18 protein-coding genes are annotated in these 17,701 nt (G+C 40.4%); 10 read left to right on the forward strand and 8 right to left on the reverse strand.

Annotation, left to right across the window (positions count from 1 at the left end; genetic code table 11):
- Complete coding sequence (locus tag QT327_RS24600; protein WP_013664635.1) at nt 1-231, forward strand: DUF3820 family protein; 231 nt, start codon at nt 1-3, stop codon at nt 229-231.
- Between the two features lie 35 nt (nt 232-266).
- On the forward strand, nt 267-824 hold the full coding sequence (locus QT327_RS24605; protein ID WP_289554217.1) for an NADPH-dependent FMN reductase: 558 nt from the start codon (nt 267-269) through the stop codon (nt 822-824).
- Between the two features lie 5 nt (nt 825-829).
- On the opposite strand, the gene QT327_RS24610 is transcribed toward QT327_RS24605, so the two are convergent.
- From QT327_RS24610 to galK, 4 genes are read right to left on the reverse strand one after another with little or no spacing between them, the layout of a single operon-like run.
- Nucleotides 830-1,504: a DUF2461 domain-containing protein gene (locus QT327_RS24610; RefSeq protein WP_130854601.1), complete on the reverse strand. Its 675-nt coding sequence runs from the start codon at nt 1,502-1,504 to the stop codon at nt 830-832.
- A 51-nt stretch (nt 1,505-1,555) separates the two neighbouring features.
- Nucleotides 1,556-3,226, reverse strand: a complete 1,671-nt coding sequence (locus QT327_RS24615; RefSeq protein WP_013664638.1) for a sodium/sugar symporter — start codon at nt 3,224-3,226, stop codon at nt 1,556-1,558.
- Between the two features lie 21 nt (nt 3,227-3,247).
- Nucleotides 3,248-4,321: an aldose epimerase family protein gene (locus QT327_RS24620; protein WP_289554218.1), complete on the reverse strand. Its 1,074-nt coding sequence runs from the start codon at nt 4,319-4,321 to the stop codon at nt 3,248-3,250.
- Entirely contained in the window at nt 4,308-5,492 is a 1,185-nt protein-coding gene (gene galK / locus QT327_RS24625; RefSeq protein WP_289554219.1) for a galactokinase, read from the reverse strand. The genes QT327_RS24620 and galK overlap by 14 nt, the downstream gene beginning before the upstream one ends.
- A gap of 271 nt (nt 5,493-5,763) precedes the next feature.
- Between galK and QT327_RS24630 the strand changes: the two genes are divergently transcribed.
- From QT327_RS24630 to QT327_RS24645, 4 genes are all read left to right on the forward strand, one after another.
- Nucleotides 5,764-6,123 (forward strand): PadR family transcriptional regulator, encoded by a 360-nt coding sequence (locus QT327_RS24630; protein ID WP_013664641.1) that lies wholly within the window; start codon nt 5,764-5,766, stop codon nt 6,121-6,123.
- Nucleotides 6,124-6,136: 13 nt separating this feature from the next.
- Complete coding sequence (locus QT327_RS24635) at nt 6,137-7,783, forward strand: PspC domain-containing protein (RefSeq protein ID WP_289554220.1); 1,647 nt, start codon at nt 6,137-6,139, stop codon at nt 7,781-7,783.
- Between the two features lie 90 nt (nt 7,784-7,873).
- On the forward strand, nt 7,874-9,187 hold the full coding sequence (locus QT327_RS24640) for a UDP-N-acetylmuramoyl-tripeptide--D-alanyl-D-alanine ligase (protein WP_289554221.1): 1,314 nt from the start codon (nt 7,874-7,876) through the stop codon (nt 9,185-9,187).
- Between the two features lie 70 nt (nt 9,188-9,257).
- Nucleotides 9,258-10,292, forward strand: a complete 1,035-nt coding sequence (locus QT327_RS24645) for a DUF4407 domain-containing protein (RefSeq protein WP_289554222.1) — start codon at nt 9,258-9,260, stop codon at nt 10,290-10,292.
- Nucleotides 10,293-10,341: 49 nt separating this feature from the next.
- Here the strand turns inward: QT327_RS24645 and pyk are convergent, their stop codons facing one another.
- The 3 genes from pyk to QT327_RS24660 form a co-directional block, all read right to left on the reverse strand.
- A complete protein-coding gene (gene pyk, locus QT327_RS24650; protein WP_013664645.1) occupies nt 10,342-11,772 on the reverse strand; it encodes a pyruvate kinase in 1,431 nt (476 codons plus the stop codon).
- Nucleotides 11,773-11,961: 189 nt separating this feature from the next.
- Complete coding sequence (locus tag QT327_RS24655; RefSeq protein WP_502910553.1) at nt 11,962-12,126, reverse strand: IPExxxVDY family protein; 165 nt, start codon at nt 12,124-12,126, stop codon at nt 11,962-11,964.
- Nucleotides 12,127-12,155: 29 nt separating this feature from the next.
- Nucleotides 12,156-12,380 carry an IPExxxVDY family protein gene (locus QT327_RS24660; RefSeq protein WP_502910541.1) on the reverse strand — a complete coding sequence of 75 codons (225 nt, stop codon included), beginning with the start codon at nt 12,378-12,380 and terminating at the stop codon, nt 12,156-12,158.
- A gap of 270 nt (nt 12,381-12,650) precedes the next feature.
- On the opposite strand from QT327_RS24660, the gene QT327_RS24665 reads away from it, so the two are divergent.
- From QT327_RS24665 to rnc, 3 genes are all read left to right on the forward strand, one after another.
- Complete coding sequence (locus QT327_RS24665) at nt 12,651-12,887, forward strand: acyl carrier protein (protein WP_013664647.1); 237 nt, start codon at nt 12,651-12,653, stop codon at nt 12,885-12,887.
- A 24-nt stretch (nt 12,888-12,911) separates the two neighbouring features.
- Nucleotides 12,912-14,165, forward strand: a complete 1,254-nt coding sequence (fabF, locus tag QT327_RS24670; RefSeq protein WP_289554224.1) for a beta-ketoacyl-ACP synthase II — start codon at nt 12,912-12,914, stop codon at nt 14,163-14,165.
- Between the two features lie 84 nt (nt 14,166-14,249).
- Nucleotides 14,250-14,981 carry a ribonuclease III gene (gene rnc / locus QT327_RS24675; RefSeq protein WP_013664649.1) on the forward strand — a complete coding sequence of 244 codons (732 nt, stop codon included), beginning with the start codon at nt 14,250-14,252 and terminating at the stop codon, nt 14,979-14,981.
- Nucleotides 14,982-15,007: 26 nt separating this feature from the next.
- Here rnc and QT327_RS24680 read toward each other — a convergent pair whose 3' ends face one another.
- Nucleotides 15,008-16,288, reverse strand: coding sequence for a replication-associated recombination protein A (locus QT327_RS24680; protein ID WP_130854595.1), 1,281 nt, complete (start codon nt 16,286-16,288; stop codon nt 15,008-15,010).
- 158 nt (nt 16,289-16,446) lie between these two features.
- On the opposite strand from QT327_RS24680, the gene QT327_RS24685 reads away from it, so the two are divergent.
- Entirely contained in the window at nt 16,447-17,628 is a 1,182-nt protein-coding gene (locus tag QT327_RS24685) for a tetratricopeptide repeat protein (protein ID WP_013664651.1), read from the forward strand.
- Nucleotides 17,629-17,701: the final 73 nt, after the last annotated feature.

Genomic DNA, 17,701 nt, shown 5'->3' on the forward strand with positions numbered 1-17,701 from the left:
ATGGAATCTGATAGAGAAATATTAAAAGAGCTCGTTGTCTATAAAATGCCTTATGGAAAATATAAGGATTGGCCTATAAGCCGTTTGCCCGAGCACTACCTTGTTTGGCTCCGAAATCAGGGCTTTCCTAAGGGAAAATTGGGTGTTCTACTTGCTACAATGTATGAAATCAAATTAAATGGCTTAGAGCATTTACTTTCTCCGCTCGAAAACAAGCGCTTCAACAAATGAGCTATCGAATTGTTATCCCTTAAAGATTAAGGCTTATGATTCGGTTAAAAATTATCTTAGGAAGTACAAGAAATGGCAGAAAAGGGCATGCTGTTGCCCATTGGATATATGAAACAGCAAAGAAATATACAATGTTTGATACGGAATTGATAGACCTAAAGAAAGTCAATCTGCCTTTTATGGATGAGCCGGTACATCCTCGAATGCAGCAATACACCCATCAACATACCAAAGATTGGAGCTCAAAGATCGACGCTGCTGATGCTTTTATATTTGTCACACCGGAATACAATTATGGTATGCCCGCCCCTTTAAAGAATGCACTGGATTTCCTCTTTAATGAGTGGGCCTATAAACCGGTCGCCATGGTAGGGTATGGAGGTATAGCCGGAGGGACACGAGCGATTCAGCAGCTTAAGCAAGTTACCAATGCACTACAAATGTTCCCTTTCGATGGATTGCTACTCGCAAATTTTTCCAAACAGCTTAATGAGGAGGAATCGTTTGCTGCCACTGAAGCGAACGAAAAAGCAGCGGAAGCGATGCTCGTTAAACTTGAAAAGTTACATTACGCCCTGAAGGAGTTGCGATGATGAGCTTACTCTTCATCTAAGGCTTGATGAAGAAACAGCTTGAAGTCATACATAGCTTCCGCAAAATTCAATAAACGAGTAATGGATCGCCCATCATCCTCGGAGAGATCGGCATCACTTAAGGTGCTGCTGGCGGTGAAGCTCTTTAGTTTAAGAAATTCAATATCCGGGTGGTCAGCATCATAGCCTGCCGGAACTTTTTTGAGTTTATCTTCGTTATTTAAAATACAGAACTTAGTGAACTTGGGGGCGTTGATGATCTGTCTAAACTGGGTGCCGTTGTAATCAATTTCCTGTCTGATTGCCGCCAAATGTTCTTTCTCCGGACGCCAATAGCCACCGGCAATAAATGAATTTCCCGGTTGTATATGGAGGTAGTACTCCGGGCCATTCAGCTTTCTTCCGGCAACAGATATACCGGCACCGAACCAATTTTTATAGGGAGTCTTATCTTTGCTAAAGCGTGTATCCCGATATATCCTAAAAAGGCATTTTGAAACGGGAATATCCTCGCTAATATAACGGTCTATTTTCGATAGCGTGTGGATGAATTCGGCAACAAAATCTTTAACATTTTGATGTGCTAAATCATAGTCAGATTTGTGCTCCTGAAACCACTCTCTATTATTATTTTGTTGTAAGCTCGTTAGAAACGTGAATGTGGATGGGAAAATATGCATTATAAAAATAACTTTTGCTACGGGGTAAAGCCCCGTAGCAAAGATAATTAATTACCAAAACAATAAGTATAGTGCGGCAACAACGCCTGTTATTAACAAAGAACCTATCGCAAATCCCGGATGGACGCGGAACATTTTTGTGTCCACTTCCAAACCTTTTGGCTTAACACCACGGTTATTTTCGATGATGCTTATTATAAGCATCGCCGCTATACAGATAATGAAAACAAAGCCCATACGGTCAAGGAATGGTATTTCATAAATACCTTCTGCATTTTTGACGGCAAAACCGGATGGAGCCAAGAAAGATAGATCCATGACGTTCGGCAAAAATTTAAAAATGACAGAAAGAATGAATCCGCCGACAGTTGCAAACATTGCAGCAGAGGATGTTGCTTTTTTCCAGAAAAAACCTAAGATGAACATCGCGAAAATTCCAGGAGACACGAAACCGGTATATTCTTGAATATACTGAAAGCCACCCTTTTTATCTATCCCTAAGTATGGTGAAATGACGATGGCTAATAGCATGGAAACGATAATGGTTGTTTTTCCCACATTAACCAGATTTTTTTCAGAAGCCTCTTTGTTGAAAATCTTTTTGTAAACATCCAATGAAAAGATGGTAGCAATACTGTTGGCTTTTCCGGCTAAAGAAGCAACTACTGCTGCTGTCAAGGCGGCAAAAGACAATCCTTTTAAACCGGTTGGTAAAAGATTCAGCAGTACAGGATAAGCGTGATCAGGATTTACACTTCCATCCTGAAGCATTTCTTCCTGAAAATAACCTTCTTTATAAAGTATATAAGCCGCAATTCCAGGCAGTACTACAATAACCGGCATTAACAGCTTTAGTCCTGCCGCAAATAGCAAACCTCCCCTAGCGGTTTTGAGGTCCGCACCCAAGGCCCGTTGGGTAATGTATTGATTACAGCCCCAATAATTCAGATTTACGATCCAAAGACCGCCTATGAGCACCGAAAGTCCGGGTAAATCGAGGTAGTTTTCATTGTCTTTGCCGAATATCATTTCAAAGTGGTCGGGAGCTTTATCATACATAAGTCCCAAACCGTTTAATGCTCCATGTACACCAAAATGATCGGCTACCAAATTGAGTGCGATATAGGTTGTCGCCAGTCCGCCGAGAATCAAAAAGAACACTTGGATTACATCCGTAAACCCAATAACTTTCATACCGCCCAGTGTAATGATAATAGCGAAAATAGCGAGCGCGAAAATGCACACGGTGAAATTGATGCCCGATATACTGGATACGGCCAACGCGCCTAGATACAGAATTGAAGTAAGGTTAACAACAACATAGAGCAGCAACCAGAATATGGCCATGACGATACTTACGGTACTATTGTAGCGCTGATTTAAAAATTGAGGCATGGTGTATATCTTATTTTTAAGATATACCGGGATAAAGAAAATACCGACGATAATAAGTGTGATCGCGGCCATCCATTCATAAGCAGCGATCGCCAGGCCCATTTTGAAGCCCGAACCACTCATTCCGATGAACTGCTCTGCAGAAATATTGGAAGCAATTAGCGAAGCGCCGATTGCCCACCAAGTTAAAGAACCCTCAGCAAGGAAATAGTCTTTGGAATCTGCAGTGAGTGATTTCTTTTTTTGATATACCCAGTAGCCGTATAAAGCTACGATCAAAAAATAGAATAAAAAAACGAAGTAGTCAGTAGTGTGTAAGGTTTTCATTGGGCTTGTTTTATGGTGTTTTTATTTTTGCACATGAAATCGATAAATTGTTTGTGATCGGAATGGCTGCTTTGCCTTTAGTAAGGGTGATGGGAATTGTGCTTGGTTCGGTGCATCAGGAAAGTGTTGTGTCTCGAAGCAGAACGCGTGTTGCTTGGCATAGTGGTTTCCTGATTTCCCTTTGTCCTTTCCTGTGAGCGCATTTCCCGTATAAAATTGTATCCCGGGTTCGGTGGTAAGCACTTCGAGCATAATCCCACTCTTTTCAGAGAAGGCAGAAGCTGCGACTTTTTTACCGTCTTTGTTTGCTTCGTTTAGAACGAATGTATGGTCATATCCCCCACCTCCCTTTTGGATTTGTTCATCGTCCCTTGATATGCCCGAGGATATACGCTTCGGTTTACGGAAATCAAAAGCTGAATCGCTTACCGGTCGGAGCTCTCCCAAAGGGATTTGAACCTCGTTAATGGGAAGGAACGTTTCGGCTGCGATTTCAACAACATGATCAACGATGGATCCCGACCCTTCGCCATCCAAATTGAAATAGGCGTGATTTGTAAGGTTAATAATAGTGTCTTTATCGCTATTTGCTCGATAATTTATTTGGAGCTCGTTTTCATCTGTCAATAGATAATCTACGGACACGGTGAGTGTTCCCGGAAAACCTTCTTCACCGTCCGGAGAAGTATAATAGAAGGTCACCTGATTGGGATTGTTAATTCTTCGATCCCATATTTTTGTGTGAAAACCATTTTTCCCACCATGTAGCGCATTAGGGCCGTTATTTGGTTCAATTTTATAGGGTATTCCGCCAAGTTCAAATGTACCGTTGCTTATCCGGTTGGCGTATCGCCCAATAGTAGCCCCATGATATAATTCATCCGCATGGAGATAATCCAAGATGTTGTTAAAGCCCAAAACAACATCTACCGAACTTCCGGTCTTATCGGGAACAATCATACTTACTATTCGCGCGCCATAGTTTGTAAGCGCCACCTGCATTCCTCTGTTATTTTTTAGTATGATCAGCGCGCTACTCTTATCGTCTCCTTTTGTTTTGAAATCTTTAAGTAGTGGAAGCTTATACCTGGCCATACGATGCTTGTGTTAAATCAACGATACTCGTTCCGGAATTTATTTCAGCAATATAATACGGAATCTCTATTCCTGTTTGTTCTTTATAAGCAGCAGCAACTTGTTGAGCCACTTCCTCCGCTTTATCAGCTTTCACAAGATTAATCGTGCAACCGCCAAAGCCCCCCCCCATCATACGGGCTCCTAGCACATACTGATTGCCCTTTACTAACTGCACCAATAAATCAAGTTCCTTGCAACTCACTTCATACTGTTTCTCCAAGCCTTCATGCGTTTCAAACATACGTTGCCCGAAAGCTTTAAAATCGTCTTTTTTCAAATCCTCACAAGCTAGCTGTAAACGTGCAATCTCTGCGACCACGTAGCTACACCTTCGATATACAATTTCGTCAACGGGTTTTACATATTTGAGAAGCATCTCTTCCGTAGCGCGCCGCAAACTGGTAACTGAGGGGTGATGCCGACTGATCAACCGAACGCCCTCTTCGCATTGTTCGCGGCGTTCGTTGTAGGCAGAGGAAGCTAACGAGTGTTTAACCTGCGTATCGAGCAGCAATATTTTTATGTCGCTTGTCTTAAAAGGAATATACTCGTATGAGTAATCTGCACAATCTAATTTCACAAGGTGCTGTTCTTTTCCGAATACACTCGCAAACTGATCCATTAAGCCGCAATTTACACCGACAAACTGATTTTCAGCAGCTTGAGACAGAAGTGCGATATCCAGCTTACTTATGTGGAACTCAAAAAGCGTGCTTAGAGCAAAAGCGGTAGCGCATTCCAAGGCAGCGGATGACGATAAGCCTGCTCCTTGCGGAATATCTCCGGAGAAAGCAATATCGAATCCTTCATTAATGGCGTAATTATTTAATTGCAATTGTTCAATGACGCCGAGAATATAATCCGGCCAAAGTTTGTCAGTCTTTTTTATAGCATCAACGGTGGTTTCAAAAGAATCGGATAGATCTATGGCATAAAGACGAACTTTATCCGTGTTATTTTTAGCAATAGCTAAGTATACATTTTTATTAATTGCCGCCGGAAGAACGAGCCCTTCGTTATAATCGGTATGCTCTCCAATGAGGTTTACTCGGCCCGGTGAGCGGACGATTAATGGATTCTGACTAAATTTTTCGATAAATAGTTTCTTTAGGTTAGCCGCTTTAATCATGCTTTTGTTTATAAGGAATTAATTTGTAAATGTATTGGATGAAATATTAAAAAGCAAATGGATTGTGTTAAAAATACACTATTTGATAACCGCCAAAACAGAATGACCAAACGAAATACCTGAAATAATCGAAGATATAGCTTCTGATAACATGCGTTTTTGTCGGTATTTTAATTTTTTGTCGTTGATTGTCAGTCATTTATAATTTAGTATATCTTTAACAAGCTACTATGTATTGCATAATACCTACCAAAACATATATCTTTGTTATATGATAGTAGAAAATACGCAAACCCAAATGAGGAAAGGAATACTGGAATACTGTATTCTGTCAATTATTTCCCGAGGGGAAATATACGCCTCAGATATCATCAATGAGCTCAAGGCGGCTCGCTTATTGGTGGTAGAGGGTACACTATATCCTCTGTTAACCAGATTGAAGAATAACGAGCTGTTAAGCTATATCTGGAAAGAGTCCAGCTCGGGTCCGCCAAGAAAGTATTATCAAATAACCGAAGCCGGCCAAGAAGTGCTTAAAGCTTTAGATGAAACTTGGAACGAGCTTGTGTTTGCAGTAAAAACATCCACTGCACCTAGAAATACAGAAGAAAACAGCGATGTCAACCTTTAATAAATGATTAACCATGAATAAAACAATAATAATAAATATAAACGGCATCGTTTTTCACATTGAAGAAGATGCTTACGATGCTTTGCGGTCATACATGATCGATGTGAAAAAGCATTTTGCTTATACGGAAGACAGCAAGGAAATTGTAGGAGATATTGAAAACAGAATTGCAGAGATGTTCAACGAACGGATTGTTCCGGGAAAGAAAGAAGTTATTACGATGCAGGATGTGGAAGAAGTTTGTGCACAGATGGGAAAAGTGAGCGACTTTGAAAGTGATAATGCCGGTGATTCTTATGATTATTCGCGGCAATCGTATTATGGGTCAGGCTACTCAGGAACACGCAAATTATTTAGAGATCCCGATGATAAAGTATTTGGGGGCGTATGTTCCGGGTTGGGGCATTACCTCGATATCGAAACATTATGGGTTCGGCTCGTAATGGTACTCTTGTTTGTTTTTGCCGGAACGGGCTTCCTTTTATACATTATACTTTGGATTGTTGTACCCATTGCAAAAACCCGGGCCGACCGTATGGCGATGCGTGGGGAAGCACCGAATTTGCAAAACTTCAAAAAGAATTTTGAAGAGGAAATGGAGGGCCTCCGCGGAAATTTTACTATGGCCGGGGAAAGAATCAAACCCGGCCTAAATAAGGCGGCAGACTCGTTGGAGGGTGCTGCGAATTTTATTGCAAAAGCATTCATTGTATTCTTAAAAGTTATCGGCGCTCTTATCATTTTCGGGTTAAGCGCAGGAATTGTTGCGTTGCTTGTTTGCCTAATTCTGGCAATACCAGATTGGACCGGAGATGGCTTCGGGGGGTTATATGACCCGGATTTCCCCTTGTATCTTGTTCCTGAATCTTATAAGGGTATTGTCATTGTGGCCGCTTTCTTCAGTTTGGCGATCCCTCTGTTGGCACTTATTATACTAGCCATCCGTATTGTATTTAATAGGCGAATAGCGGGTAGTTATGTAGGATTCGGACTCCTGGTACTATGGCTCGTAGCCGCCGGTACGCTCACCTATTATACGATTCAAACAGCACAAGATTTCAGAGAGGATGCTTCCATTGTTCAGGAGCGCTTACTAGCCCCTTTCCCTGCATATTATGTGGATGTAAACGATGTCAACGTCATTAAAAAGGTCGATTCCAGCGGGAATCGACTGGACTCTTTGGGTACTATTATAAAATCCAATCGAAAAAGAGGTAAATTCCGAAACATGAATTCGGTCGATATTAAAATAATAAAGGGAGAGACGAACAGTCCGGCAAAACTCGTTCAAGAGTTTCACGCCCGAGGGAAAAACTTTGATCTAGCAGCGAAGCGAGCAGAACGAATCATTTATAATGTGAATCAGCAGGAACAGCATATCGTATTTGATAATAACTCCACCTTGCCACAAGGTGAACTAATGCGCGACCAGCGAGTAAGTATTAAAATGTTGTTACCTGTGGGCGCAAAATTATTTTTAAGTAATGAAGCCGATAACCATATTAGAAATTTGCCGGTTTGGCAATGTAGAGAAAATTTTCCCGAGGAAAATAGAGCCTCTTATACAGAATGGATTATGACGGAAGAAGGGTTGAAATGCATAGCAGAGATGAAAAAGGAAGAAGAACATCAAGCAGATTCAGTCCATATTGAAAATTAATCAGATAGCCAACTTAAGTGAAAAAGCCTCATAAGGCGAGTCATTATTCTCAATATTATAATATGTAAATTAGTCGCAAAAATCATTTTTATGGAGATTGCAACACTTTATAAGCTTTTTCAAGAATGTCAAAAAATATCAACGGATACGAGAAATATTCTTCCCGGGTCCATTTTCTTTGCATTGAGAGGGGCTACATTTAACGGTAATCAATTTGCTGAAAAAGCGCTGGAATTAGGTGCAAGATTAGCGATCGTTGATGAGCCGGTACCCATTGTTGACGAACGCATCGAAGTGGTTTCGAATGTTCTGGAAACACTGCAAAATTTAGCGAGGTATCACCGGGATCAACTGCAGATACCTGTTATAGGGGTCACCGGTACTAACGGAAAGACGACTACTAAAGAGCTTCTACAATCGGTGTTGTCGCAGAAGTTTAACGTTTATGCTACAAAAGGTAATTTGAATAATCATATAGGTGTACCGTTGAGTGTGCTGGCTATTGATTCAGCTATTGAGCTTGCCATTATAGAGATGGGTGCTAACCATATTGGCGAAATCGCTTTTTTATGTGGGATAGCGAAACCGGAGCTCGGACTGATTACAAATGTTGGGAAGGCGCATTTAGAAGGTTTTGGAAGTTTTGAGGGGGTGAAACAGGCTAAAGGCGAGTTATATGAGTGGCTGGAAGAACATAAAGGGGTTCTGTTTTTACAAGGAGATAATAATCATTTATTATCAATGGCCAACAATAAAACCTTCAAGCAAATCATAACCTATGGTTTAGACAAATCGAACAATATTAGTGGCGAATTGCTTTCCGTTAATCCCGTTTTAAATTTAGGTTGGAGCAGTATTAAGGCATATGGTTACGATCGTCAGGTGGTACCTACGCATTTAACGGGCTCCTATAATCTGGAAAATGTATTAGCTGCCGTAGCTGTAGGTTTATATTTTGGATTGAACCCCGAGGAAATTAACCGAGGCATTACAGCGTACAGCCCTACAAATAATCGTTCTCAGATCACGCAGACTGAAAAGAATACCGTTATTTGTGATTACTATAATGCCAATGCAAGTAGTATGTGGGCGGCTCTGGATAATTTGGAAAGTATTCATGCGGAGAAAAAGGTATCAATTTTGGGTGATATGTTTGAGTTGGGTGAAGAAGCACCGACAGAACATCGCCGTTTGATCGAACGCATACGTGGCATGAAGCTTTATCGAAAAATTTTTGTGGGTAGAAACTTTTTCGGACAAAGGCAAGAAGAACATGATATAGAATATTACGAATCGCTCGATGCGGCTAAGCAGGCTTTACAAGAGAAACCACTTGAAAATACGACGGTTCTTCTAAAGGCATCTAGAGGAATGGCTTTTGAAGGCTTGCTTCAATATCTATAATTTAAAAGGGAGTTATGAGGAAGATTAATCATTTTTTTGGTTTTGTAGTGGGGTACACGTACCTACCTTATTGAAAACTCCCTCAGAGCACAACAAATATGCAGGTATTGGGGCAACGATTTTTTTTACCGGTTTGTTTGCCGCTATCGCCGGTAGTTATGCGCTGTATTTTGTTTTTAGCGGAAGCACTTATGCCTTACTCGCTTCCATTTCCTTTGGTCTCATTTGGGGAACGGCTATTTTTAATATGGACCGCTACATCGTTTCAACAATTAATAAAATGTCGACACCCTTTAAACAGTTTCTCCAAGCAGCACCTCGTTTAGTTTTGGCGATATTGATTGGGATTGTGATTTCCAGGCCTTTGGAGCTAAAAATATTTGATAAGGAAATAAGAGAACAACTTAAGATAAATTATCTAAATGGACAAAAACAACGGATCGATCAATTAAATGGCTCCTTTGATCGTAAATACAATAGTGATATCGTTAAATTAGAAGGACTAAAATCGGAACTTGATTCCCTTTCGAAAACGATTAAGCACGATCGTCAAAGTTTAAATTTTGAAATATTTGGAAGTAAAACAGCTGAGACTTCGGGTATGATGGGCTATGGCCCTTACGCCAAAAGAAAGGAGGAGGCGTTAAAGGAAAGAGAGAGACGAGAAGAGGATTTACGTTCACAGATAAGCGTTCAGGAGCGCTTTATAAAAGAAAGGAGGCAGATCGATGGCCTGCTTGACGAAAAGCTAATGACATCCAAGGAGTTGGATAGCATCGTGAAACTAGCTGGTTTTGCTGATAGGAATGAAGCCCTCGGACAGTTAAAATACAGTGATGCAGGGAAGACGAATGCGAGTAATTACTGGGCGATAACATTCATTGGGTTATTATTCATCTTTTTTGAATGCTTGCCCGTATTGGTTAAGCTGATGAGTGGCAAAGGTCCTTACGATGCTTTGATTAACGATGAGGAATTTTTGGTTATTTATCGGTCAGAGCAAGACAAAACTACTGAAGTAACCGTTCTTGATCAAGTTCAATCTGCCAAAGTAAGTGCGGGGATAAAGAAAATAAGAAGTGAGCTTGAAGGTATTACAGGATAATGCTCATTATTTAATGTTTTCATGCATTAAATAATGAGCGTTTATTATCTTATTTGATTTCAGTGACTTTAATCATATTCGTTCTTCCTTTTTCGCTGATCGGAATAGAGGCGGTGTTGACTACGAGGTCGCCTGAAGAGATCAGCCCGGCTTCTTTAAGCTGAGAATTTACATCTGCTATAGAAGAATCGGTACTTTCTTCCCCATCATAGTAAAATCCTTTTACACCCCAAAGTAAGCTAAGTGTATTAAGAAGCGATTTGTTTCCGGTAAAAATATGGATGTCTGAATCCGGTCTGTGGCTGGAGATTTCAAAGGCCGTGTAGCCGGATGAGGTCATTGCTACAATCGCTTTTGCTTTTACCTGTTGAGCGAGGTAAACCGACGATGCACAAATTGAATCCGGAATGGAGGTAGATGGATTATGCCCGGGCTTGCGTGGTGAAAAATAAGGATAAGCCGTGCCCTCTACGTTTTTGATAATCTTTGTCATCGTTTCGATTACAATTTCAGGAAACTCACCTACAGATGTCTCTCCGCTAAGCATAACGGCGTCAGCTCCATCCAAAACAGAGTTAGCAACATCATTAACCTCTGCTCGGGTAGGTCTAGGCGTAGTGATCATGCTTTCCAACATTTGCGTGGCAATAATCACTGGTTTAGAAGCATCGCGGCATTTCTGAACAATCATTTTCTGCAATAGAGGGACTTGTTCCATTGGGATTTCGACACCTAAGTCCCCTCTTGCAACCATAACCCCGTCCGTAGCGGCAATGATACTGTCGATATTTTCGATCGCTTCCGGCTTTTCAATTTTTGCAATGACCCGCGCTGTTTTGCCCCTCTCCGCAATTATTTTTTTGCATTGTAGAATGTCTTCGGCGGTACGAACGAAAGACATACCGATCCATTCAACATCATAGTTCAATACGAAATGAAGGTTATCTAAGTCTTCTTCCGTTAAACTGGGGATAGAAACTTTTGTATTAGGAAGGTTAACGCCCTTTCTGGATGTCAGTACACCGCCGTGTACCACCTCACAGGTAACCGAGTCGACACTATTGGTCTTTAACACCCGAAGCTGAATTTTTCCGTCATCTAACAAGATGATTTCTCCTTCAGTAACGTCTTTTGGAAATTCTTGATAGGTAATATAGATCTCTTCTTCATTTCCTATCATTTCTTTAGTAGTAATGCGGAGCTGTTTTCCATTTAATAAAATGGCTCCGCCTTCTTTCATTTTTCCTATACGTATTTTAGGGCCCTGTAGGTCGGCCAAGATTCCGATATTCAAATTGTTTTCGGCGTTAATCTCCTTTATCGTATTAATAACCTTGAGGTGATCTTCTTGGCTACCATGCGAAAAGTTTAAACGACAGACATCTACACCTTTTTCAATTAAGCTGCTTAATATTTCTTTTGGCGATGAAGCGGGGCCTAAAGTGGCCACAATTTTAGTTCTCTTATGAACTTTTTTCATTTTATTGCTAGTTTTTAATGGCGTTGAACATACTATAAGCCCTTGGTTTACCGGAAATATAGTTGTTCTTTATGGTTGTTAATTCTATTATTCTGTTAATTACCTTTTGCCCCCTCGGGAAAAAGTCGTTGTTTTTATTCACAATAGTGTAAAAGTTACACGGGCAAAGGTAAGAAAATCATTCTCAAGCTAAAATACTAAATTTTCTCTCGATTTCAATTTATGTGGATCTATTTCGGATGCTACAACTACCTCTTTTAAATTATTTATCTGATCGATCTGCCACTCCAGCAGCTCATCATCGATGGCATTTTTTATCAATAAGAAAAAATCCGTGACTTTCATCTCCGGAATGAGTACCCCCCCCTCGAGACCTTTATTATTTAAAGGTAGTAGGAAATTTCATTATTGCTGTCTTCATAGTAGTATCTTCCGAAATAAAAGGAATGTTGATTGTCTTGCCAAATTTCATGATCGTCTATTTTGTGTAGGTCCAATCCTGTAACTTTATTAATATAATAGCATAGCCGATAATCCTTTAAAGGGCAAGTTATGGCCACCAAATTGAAGTCGATATCCAATTCGTATTTTAATGTCAGCTTATTCAATGTTTCTAAAACTTTGGTGCAAACTTAGATAAATTGCTATTCTATTGCAATTGACATACTTAACACAAAACAAAAAATCATTTGTTATTAAGGACACTTGGCACAACAAGTGTTTAAGGGAAGTAATTTTCTGCCTTAAGTTGAACAAATTGCCTATGGTAAAATGTCTTTGAGAATAAAGTAATTAGGCCTAAAACTTAAAAAGGTTTGATTTTTGCTGAATTTTATTTTTCTTTGCACTGATTTATTAAACATTAAACCATAAAAATCATGTCTGATATCGCTTCAAGAGTTAAAGCAATTATCGTTGAGAAATTAGGTGTTGACGAAAATGAAGTTACACCAGAGGCTTCATTCACCAATGATTTAGGTGCTGATTCATTAGACACCGTAGAGTTGATCATGGAGTTTGAAAAGGAATTCAACGTAGCTATCCCTGACGACCAAGCTGAAACCATCAGCACTGTTGGACAAGCTGTAGCTTACTTAGAGAAAAACGTTAACTAACTAAAAATTAGGCCAATCGAATAAATGGAGCTTAAAAGAGTAGTAGTAACAGGATTAGGTGCGCTTACTCCTATTGGTAATACTGTTTCTGAATATTGGAATGGTTTGATCAACGGGGTAAGCGGAGCTGCTCCTATTACGCATTTTGATGCAGAGAAATTCAAGACAAGATTTGCGTGTGAAGTAAAAGGCTTCGATCCTACTCAATTTATGGATCGGAAGGAGGCTCGTAAGTTAGATCCATTTGTTCATTATGCCCTTGCCTCTACAGAAGAGGCTGTACGGGATGCCAGGTTAGAGTTTGACAAGTTAAATACAAATCGTATCGGTGTAATTTGGGGATCGGGAATTGGCGGATTGAAAACCTTTTTAGACGAAGTAAGTAACTTTGCTAAAGGCGACGGGACACCTAGATACAACCCCTTTTTTATACCCAAAATGATATTGGATATATGTCCTGGGCATATATCCATGAAGTATGGACTGCATGGGTTGAACTTTTCAACCGTTTCAGCTTGTGCTTCATCGACACACGCACTGATAGATTCCCTCAATTATATCCGGACAGGATATGCCGACGTTATTATTAGTGGCGGGTCAGAGGCCATTATCAACGAAGCGGGTATAGGAGGCTTTAACGCAATGCATGCACTTTCAACACGTAACGATGACCCTGCTACCGCGTCGCGACCTTTCGATAATGATCGGGATGGTTTTGTGGCCGGCGAGGGATCGGGAACGATTATCCTTGAAAGTTTGGAACATGCAAAAGCACGTGGAGCAAAGATTTACGCGGAGTTGATCGGTGGAGGCATGAGTGCGGATGCGCACCATATTACTGCGTCCCACCCGGAAGGTCTCGGTGCGCGGCTAGCGATGACCAATGCCATAAAAGATGCCCGTATTTCTAATGAACATATCGACTATATTAACGTGCACGGTACTTCAACACCGGTAGGAGATATAAGTGAATCGAAGGCCATTCTTGATCATTTTGGAGCTCATGCCTATGAGCTTAACATTAGCTCAACCAAATCTATGACAGGTCACCTGTTAGGTGCGGCTGGGGCGGTAGAATCAATCGCTTCCATTTTGGCCATCCGAAATGGTATCATACCTCCAACGATTAATCATTTCACCGATGATCCCAACTTAGATAGCAGACTTAACTTTACGTTTAATAAACCGCAAAGTCGAACAGTCAACTATGCTTTAAGTAATACATTTGGTTTTGGTGGGCATAACGCCTCCGTTATATTCAAGAAGTACGAAGAATAATGTGTTTCTGCCTTGAGAAACGTATCTTTTCGAAAGCTTCGCTGAATCATATCTATGGAATTCTGAAAATTTTCCAAATGAATAATGTCTATTTTTAGCATTTATAAGCTCTACCTCTCGTCCAAACGAAAATACGTTCGGGCACTAAAAAATTTACTCGGATTTATACCGGGAAATTTATACCTCTACCAAATGGCCTTTCGTCATAAATCGGTTGCGGTACAGGTAAAGAAAGGAACAAAAAATAGCAATGAGCGGCTGGAGTTTTTAGGAGATGCTATTCTAGGCGCAGTTGTCGCCGAGCTTTTGTTTAAAATGTACCCTTATAAAGATGAGGGCTTTTTAACGGAGATGCGTTCAAAGATTGTTAGTAGAGTTCATCTTAACCAATTAGCCAGAAAGCTGGGTTTCGATGAACTCATACAATACGATTCGAAAATGGTAGGATATCCCGGGAAATCGAGCTCTTTATTGGGCGATGCCTTTGAGGCTCTCATTGGAGCAGTCTATCTTGACAAGGGATACATGTTTACCCGTAATTTTCTTCTCAGCCGCATTATAAAGCCTCACGTAGACATTCACCTGTTAGAGCAAACCGAAACAAATTTTAAGAGCCGATTAATTGAATGGTGTCAGTCCACGGGGAACGAAGTGTTGTTTGAAGTAGCGAATAATGCAGAAGGAGAGAGCGCTAAATTATTTACGGTAGAAGCTATTATTTCCGGGGAAGTCAGGGGGACGGGGCGCGACTATAATAAGAAAAATGCCGAAAAGTTGGCTGCGGAAAAAGCCTGCGAAGCCTTAGGCATCATTTAGCGACGTAAAGGTTAGGTCGTTGCCTACTAGTATCCATATTTATCTTTCCATAGTTTCCGTAGATGCTCCCTTAGCTTTTGTTCTGAAGGGTTTTTTCCCGGATCATACAATTGTTGACCTCTTAATTCTTTAGGCATAAATTCTTGTTCAACAAAATTTCCATCGTATGCGTGTGCATACTTGTACTCCTTTCCATAATTTAAATTCTTCATCAGTTTAGTAGGTGCGTTTCTTAAATGTAAAGGAACCGATAAATCGCCCGTTTGTTTAACAAGCGCCTGTGCTTTGTTAATCGCTTCATAAGCAGCGTTGCTTTTGACTGATGAGGCCATGTAGGTTACCGTTTGCGAAAGAATGATTCTTGATTCAGGCCATCCGATTACATTTACAGCCTGAAAACAGTTATTTGCAAGCAACAGGGCATTTGGGTTTGCGTTGCCGATATCTTCGGAGGCCAGAATAAGCAATCGTCTAGCAATAAAGGATGGGTCTTCCCCTCCTTCAATCATCCGTGCCAGCCAGTATACTGCGGCGTTGGGGTCACTTCCTCGGATCGATTTGATAAAGGCGGAAATAATGTCGTAATGCTGCTCACCGGCTTTGTCGTAGAGCGCCATGTTCTGTTGAACCTGTTTCAGCACGAATTCGTTATTAATATGATGGTTACCTTCAGGAAGAGCATTGCTAACCAGTTCCAATACGTTAAGTAGCTTCCGGCCATCTCCCCCTGAAATTCGGAGAAGAGCCTCATGTTCATCAATAATGATTTTTTTTTCTTTTAGGACCGGATCATTAGCGAGGGCTTTTTGTAAAAGTGTTACAAGGTCACTTTCGTCTAATGGTTTCAACGTATATACCTGACAACGGGATAGTAATGCTGATATAACTTCAAAAGATGGGTTTTCTGTTGTTGCTCCAATTAAGGTAACCAGTCCCCGTTCAACAGCACTTAACAGAGAGTCCTGTTGGGATTTTGAAAAACGATGAATTTCATCGATAAATAAAATGGGTTGATCCTGAAACATGGCCTTACTTAAGTTCGCTTGTTCAATGACTTCCCTAACATCTTTAACCCCGGCATTTATTGCACTGAGGTTAAAAAACGGGCGATTTAAACGCTTCGAAATGATATAAGCTAAGGTCGTCTTTCCAACCCCGGGAGGTCCCCATAAAATCATAGATGGAAGATTGTTACTTTCAATGGATCTTCTTAAAACAGCATCCGGGCCCAATAGATGATATTGACCAACATAATCATTTATATTTTCAGGGCGCATGCGCTCAGCCAAAGGAGGAGTTGTTGCCATCTTTTTTAGCAAACCTACTATTATTTTTATCTAAAAGCAATACCAACATTGCGACAAAGAAGTCGAAAAAATAGGTTATGTCTTGGATATCATAAAATTGCAAATCAAATCAATTTTATATAAGTTTGTATAATAGGAAATAAATAAAAACGGCGTACGTGCAAAAGATACTTAAATATACATTGGTTTCTTGCCTATTAATGGGTTTCTCACCGGGGGTAAAAGGCAAGTTATCCAAAAGAAGAAGTGATAGGGGGATTGTGCCAGACACAGTATCCGTAAAAGATTTCTCAGGAATAGGCCCTGTTTTATATGAACTTCCACCCGAAAAGACCAAGGAGCAATTGCTGAAAGAAGAGTTTGACAAAAAGCGCATGGCTGCAGTTTTCGTTACAAAAGGGTTGGAAGAAAGAGGCCTCAGCGCTGTTTTGCAGCAGACCGGGCAGTATTATCCTTTACCCACGCATACAAGTATAAATAGAGCCGATCTACAGAATTCTCTCCAACGTTCTTTACAGTCCTATTTGCAAATTGGAAATATGGAGATGGTATCAGATCTGCAAAACCGGCTGGCGCTCTTATATGTAGAAGACAGGGGCTATGAACAAGCTATTGGTAGCTTTGAACGAGCCTTTGCTATAAAGGGAGAGATTAACGACTTCCATGCACAAGCTATTATTGCAAATAATTTAGGGGCCTTATATGAGTTTCTGGACAATACCGATAAAGCCCTGCTCTATTATGAGCTAATGAGTAAAGCTGCATTAAAGGCAAACAGTACACATAACATGGCGATAGCCTTAGAGCATTTAGCACTTTTGAAGGCTAGAAAAGGACAATTTAAAGAAGCACAGCATGATATCATTAAACGAGTTTTGCCTTTGTACAAAAAAGAGAAAAACACCAGCGGTCGTGTGAGTGCTTATAATAGTTTGGCTGCCATTTATTTGTTGGAAAAAAAATATACCGAATCCAGGTGGTTCCACCTTCAGGCTGTAAAAGTTGCTTCGTTGGCAAGTAATGGTCAGCGTGATTTGTCGTATAGTTTATACCATCTTGGTAAAGTAAAGAAATTACTGAAGGAGTATGATCTAGCCATCACCGATTATACTTCTGCAGCCGCTTATGCTTTACAGGCAGGTGATGAGATGTTGAGCTTACGTATATATGATGATCTAGGGGATGTGTATTTGCAGACAAAAAATTATACAAAAGCCTCTGAATATTTAACAGCTTATCACCATATCAAAAATCGGTTATTTCCCACTAGCGATGTAAAGGCCACGGTATCAAAAACAAAAGAAGATACCATGACAGTAATGCAGAATACTTCCATGTAACAAGCCCTCCGACAAAGTATAGCATCGCATAAATGTAAAATTTATATGATTTACAAAAGAAATAGTTTTATAC

Source organism: Olivibacter sp. 47 (genome assembly GCF_030372825.1).
Classification (GTDB): Bacteria; Bacteroidota; Bacteroidia; order Sphingobacteriales; family Sphingobacteriaceae; genus Olivibacter; species Olivibacter oleidegradans.

Bases quoted from the DNA above. Each gene is read 5' to 3' on its own strand.
- QT327_RS24600 (WP_013664635.1), top strand. From the start codon at position 1: ATGGAATCTGATAGAGAAATATTAAAAGAGCTCGTTGTCTATAAAATG.
- QT327_RS24605 (WP_289554217.1), top strand. From the start codon at position 267: ATGATTCGGTTAAAAATTATCTTAGGAAGTACAAGAAATGGCAGAAAA.
- QT327_RS24610 (WP_130854601.1), bottom strand. From the start codon at position 1,504: ATGCATATTTTCCCATCCACATTCACGTTTCTAACGAGCTTACAACAA.
- QT327_RS24615 (WP_013664638.1), bottom strand. From the start codon at position 3,226: ATGAAAACCTTACACACTACTGACTACTTCGTTTTTTTATTCTATTTT.
- QT327_RS24620 (WP_289554218.1), bottom strand. From the start codon at position 4,321: ATGGCCAGGTATAAGCTTCCACTACTTAAAGATTTCAAAACAAAAGGA.
- galK (WP_289554219.1), bottom strand. From the start codon at position 5,492: ATGATTAAAGCGGCTAACCTAAAGAAACTATTTATCGAAAAATTTAGT.
- QT327_RS24630 (WP_013664641.1), top strand. From the start codon at position 5,764: ATGATAGTAGAAAATACGCAAACCCAAATGAGGAAAGGAATACTGGAA.
- QT327_RS24635 (WP_289554220.1), top strand. From the start codon at position 6,137: ATGAATAAAACAATAATAATAAATATAAACGGCATCGTTTTTCACATT.
- QT327_RS24640 (WP_289554221.1), top strand. From the start codon at position 7,874: ATGGAGATTGCAACACTTTATAAGCTTTTTCAAGAATGTCAAAAAATA.
- pyk (WP_013664645.1), bottom strand. From the start codon at position 11,772: ATGAAAAAAGTTCATAAGAGAACTAAAATTGTGGCCACTTTAGGCCCC.
- QT327_RS24665 (WP_013664647.1), top strand. From the start codon at position 12,651: ATGTCTGATATCGCTTCAAGAGTTAAAGCAATTATCGTTGAGAAATTA.
- fabF (WP_289554224.1), top strand. From the start codon at position 12,912: ATGGAGCTTAAAAGAGTAGTAGTAACAGGATTAGGTGCGCTTACTCCT.
- rnc (WP_013664649.1), top strand. From the start codon at position 14,250: ATGTCTATTTTTAGCATTTATAAGCTCTACCTCTCGTCCAAACGAAAA.
- QT327_RS24680 (WP_130854595.1), bottom strand. From the start codon at position 16,288: ATGGCAACAACTCCTCCTTTGGCTGAGCGCATGCGCCCTGAAAATATA.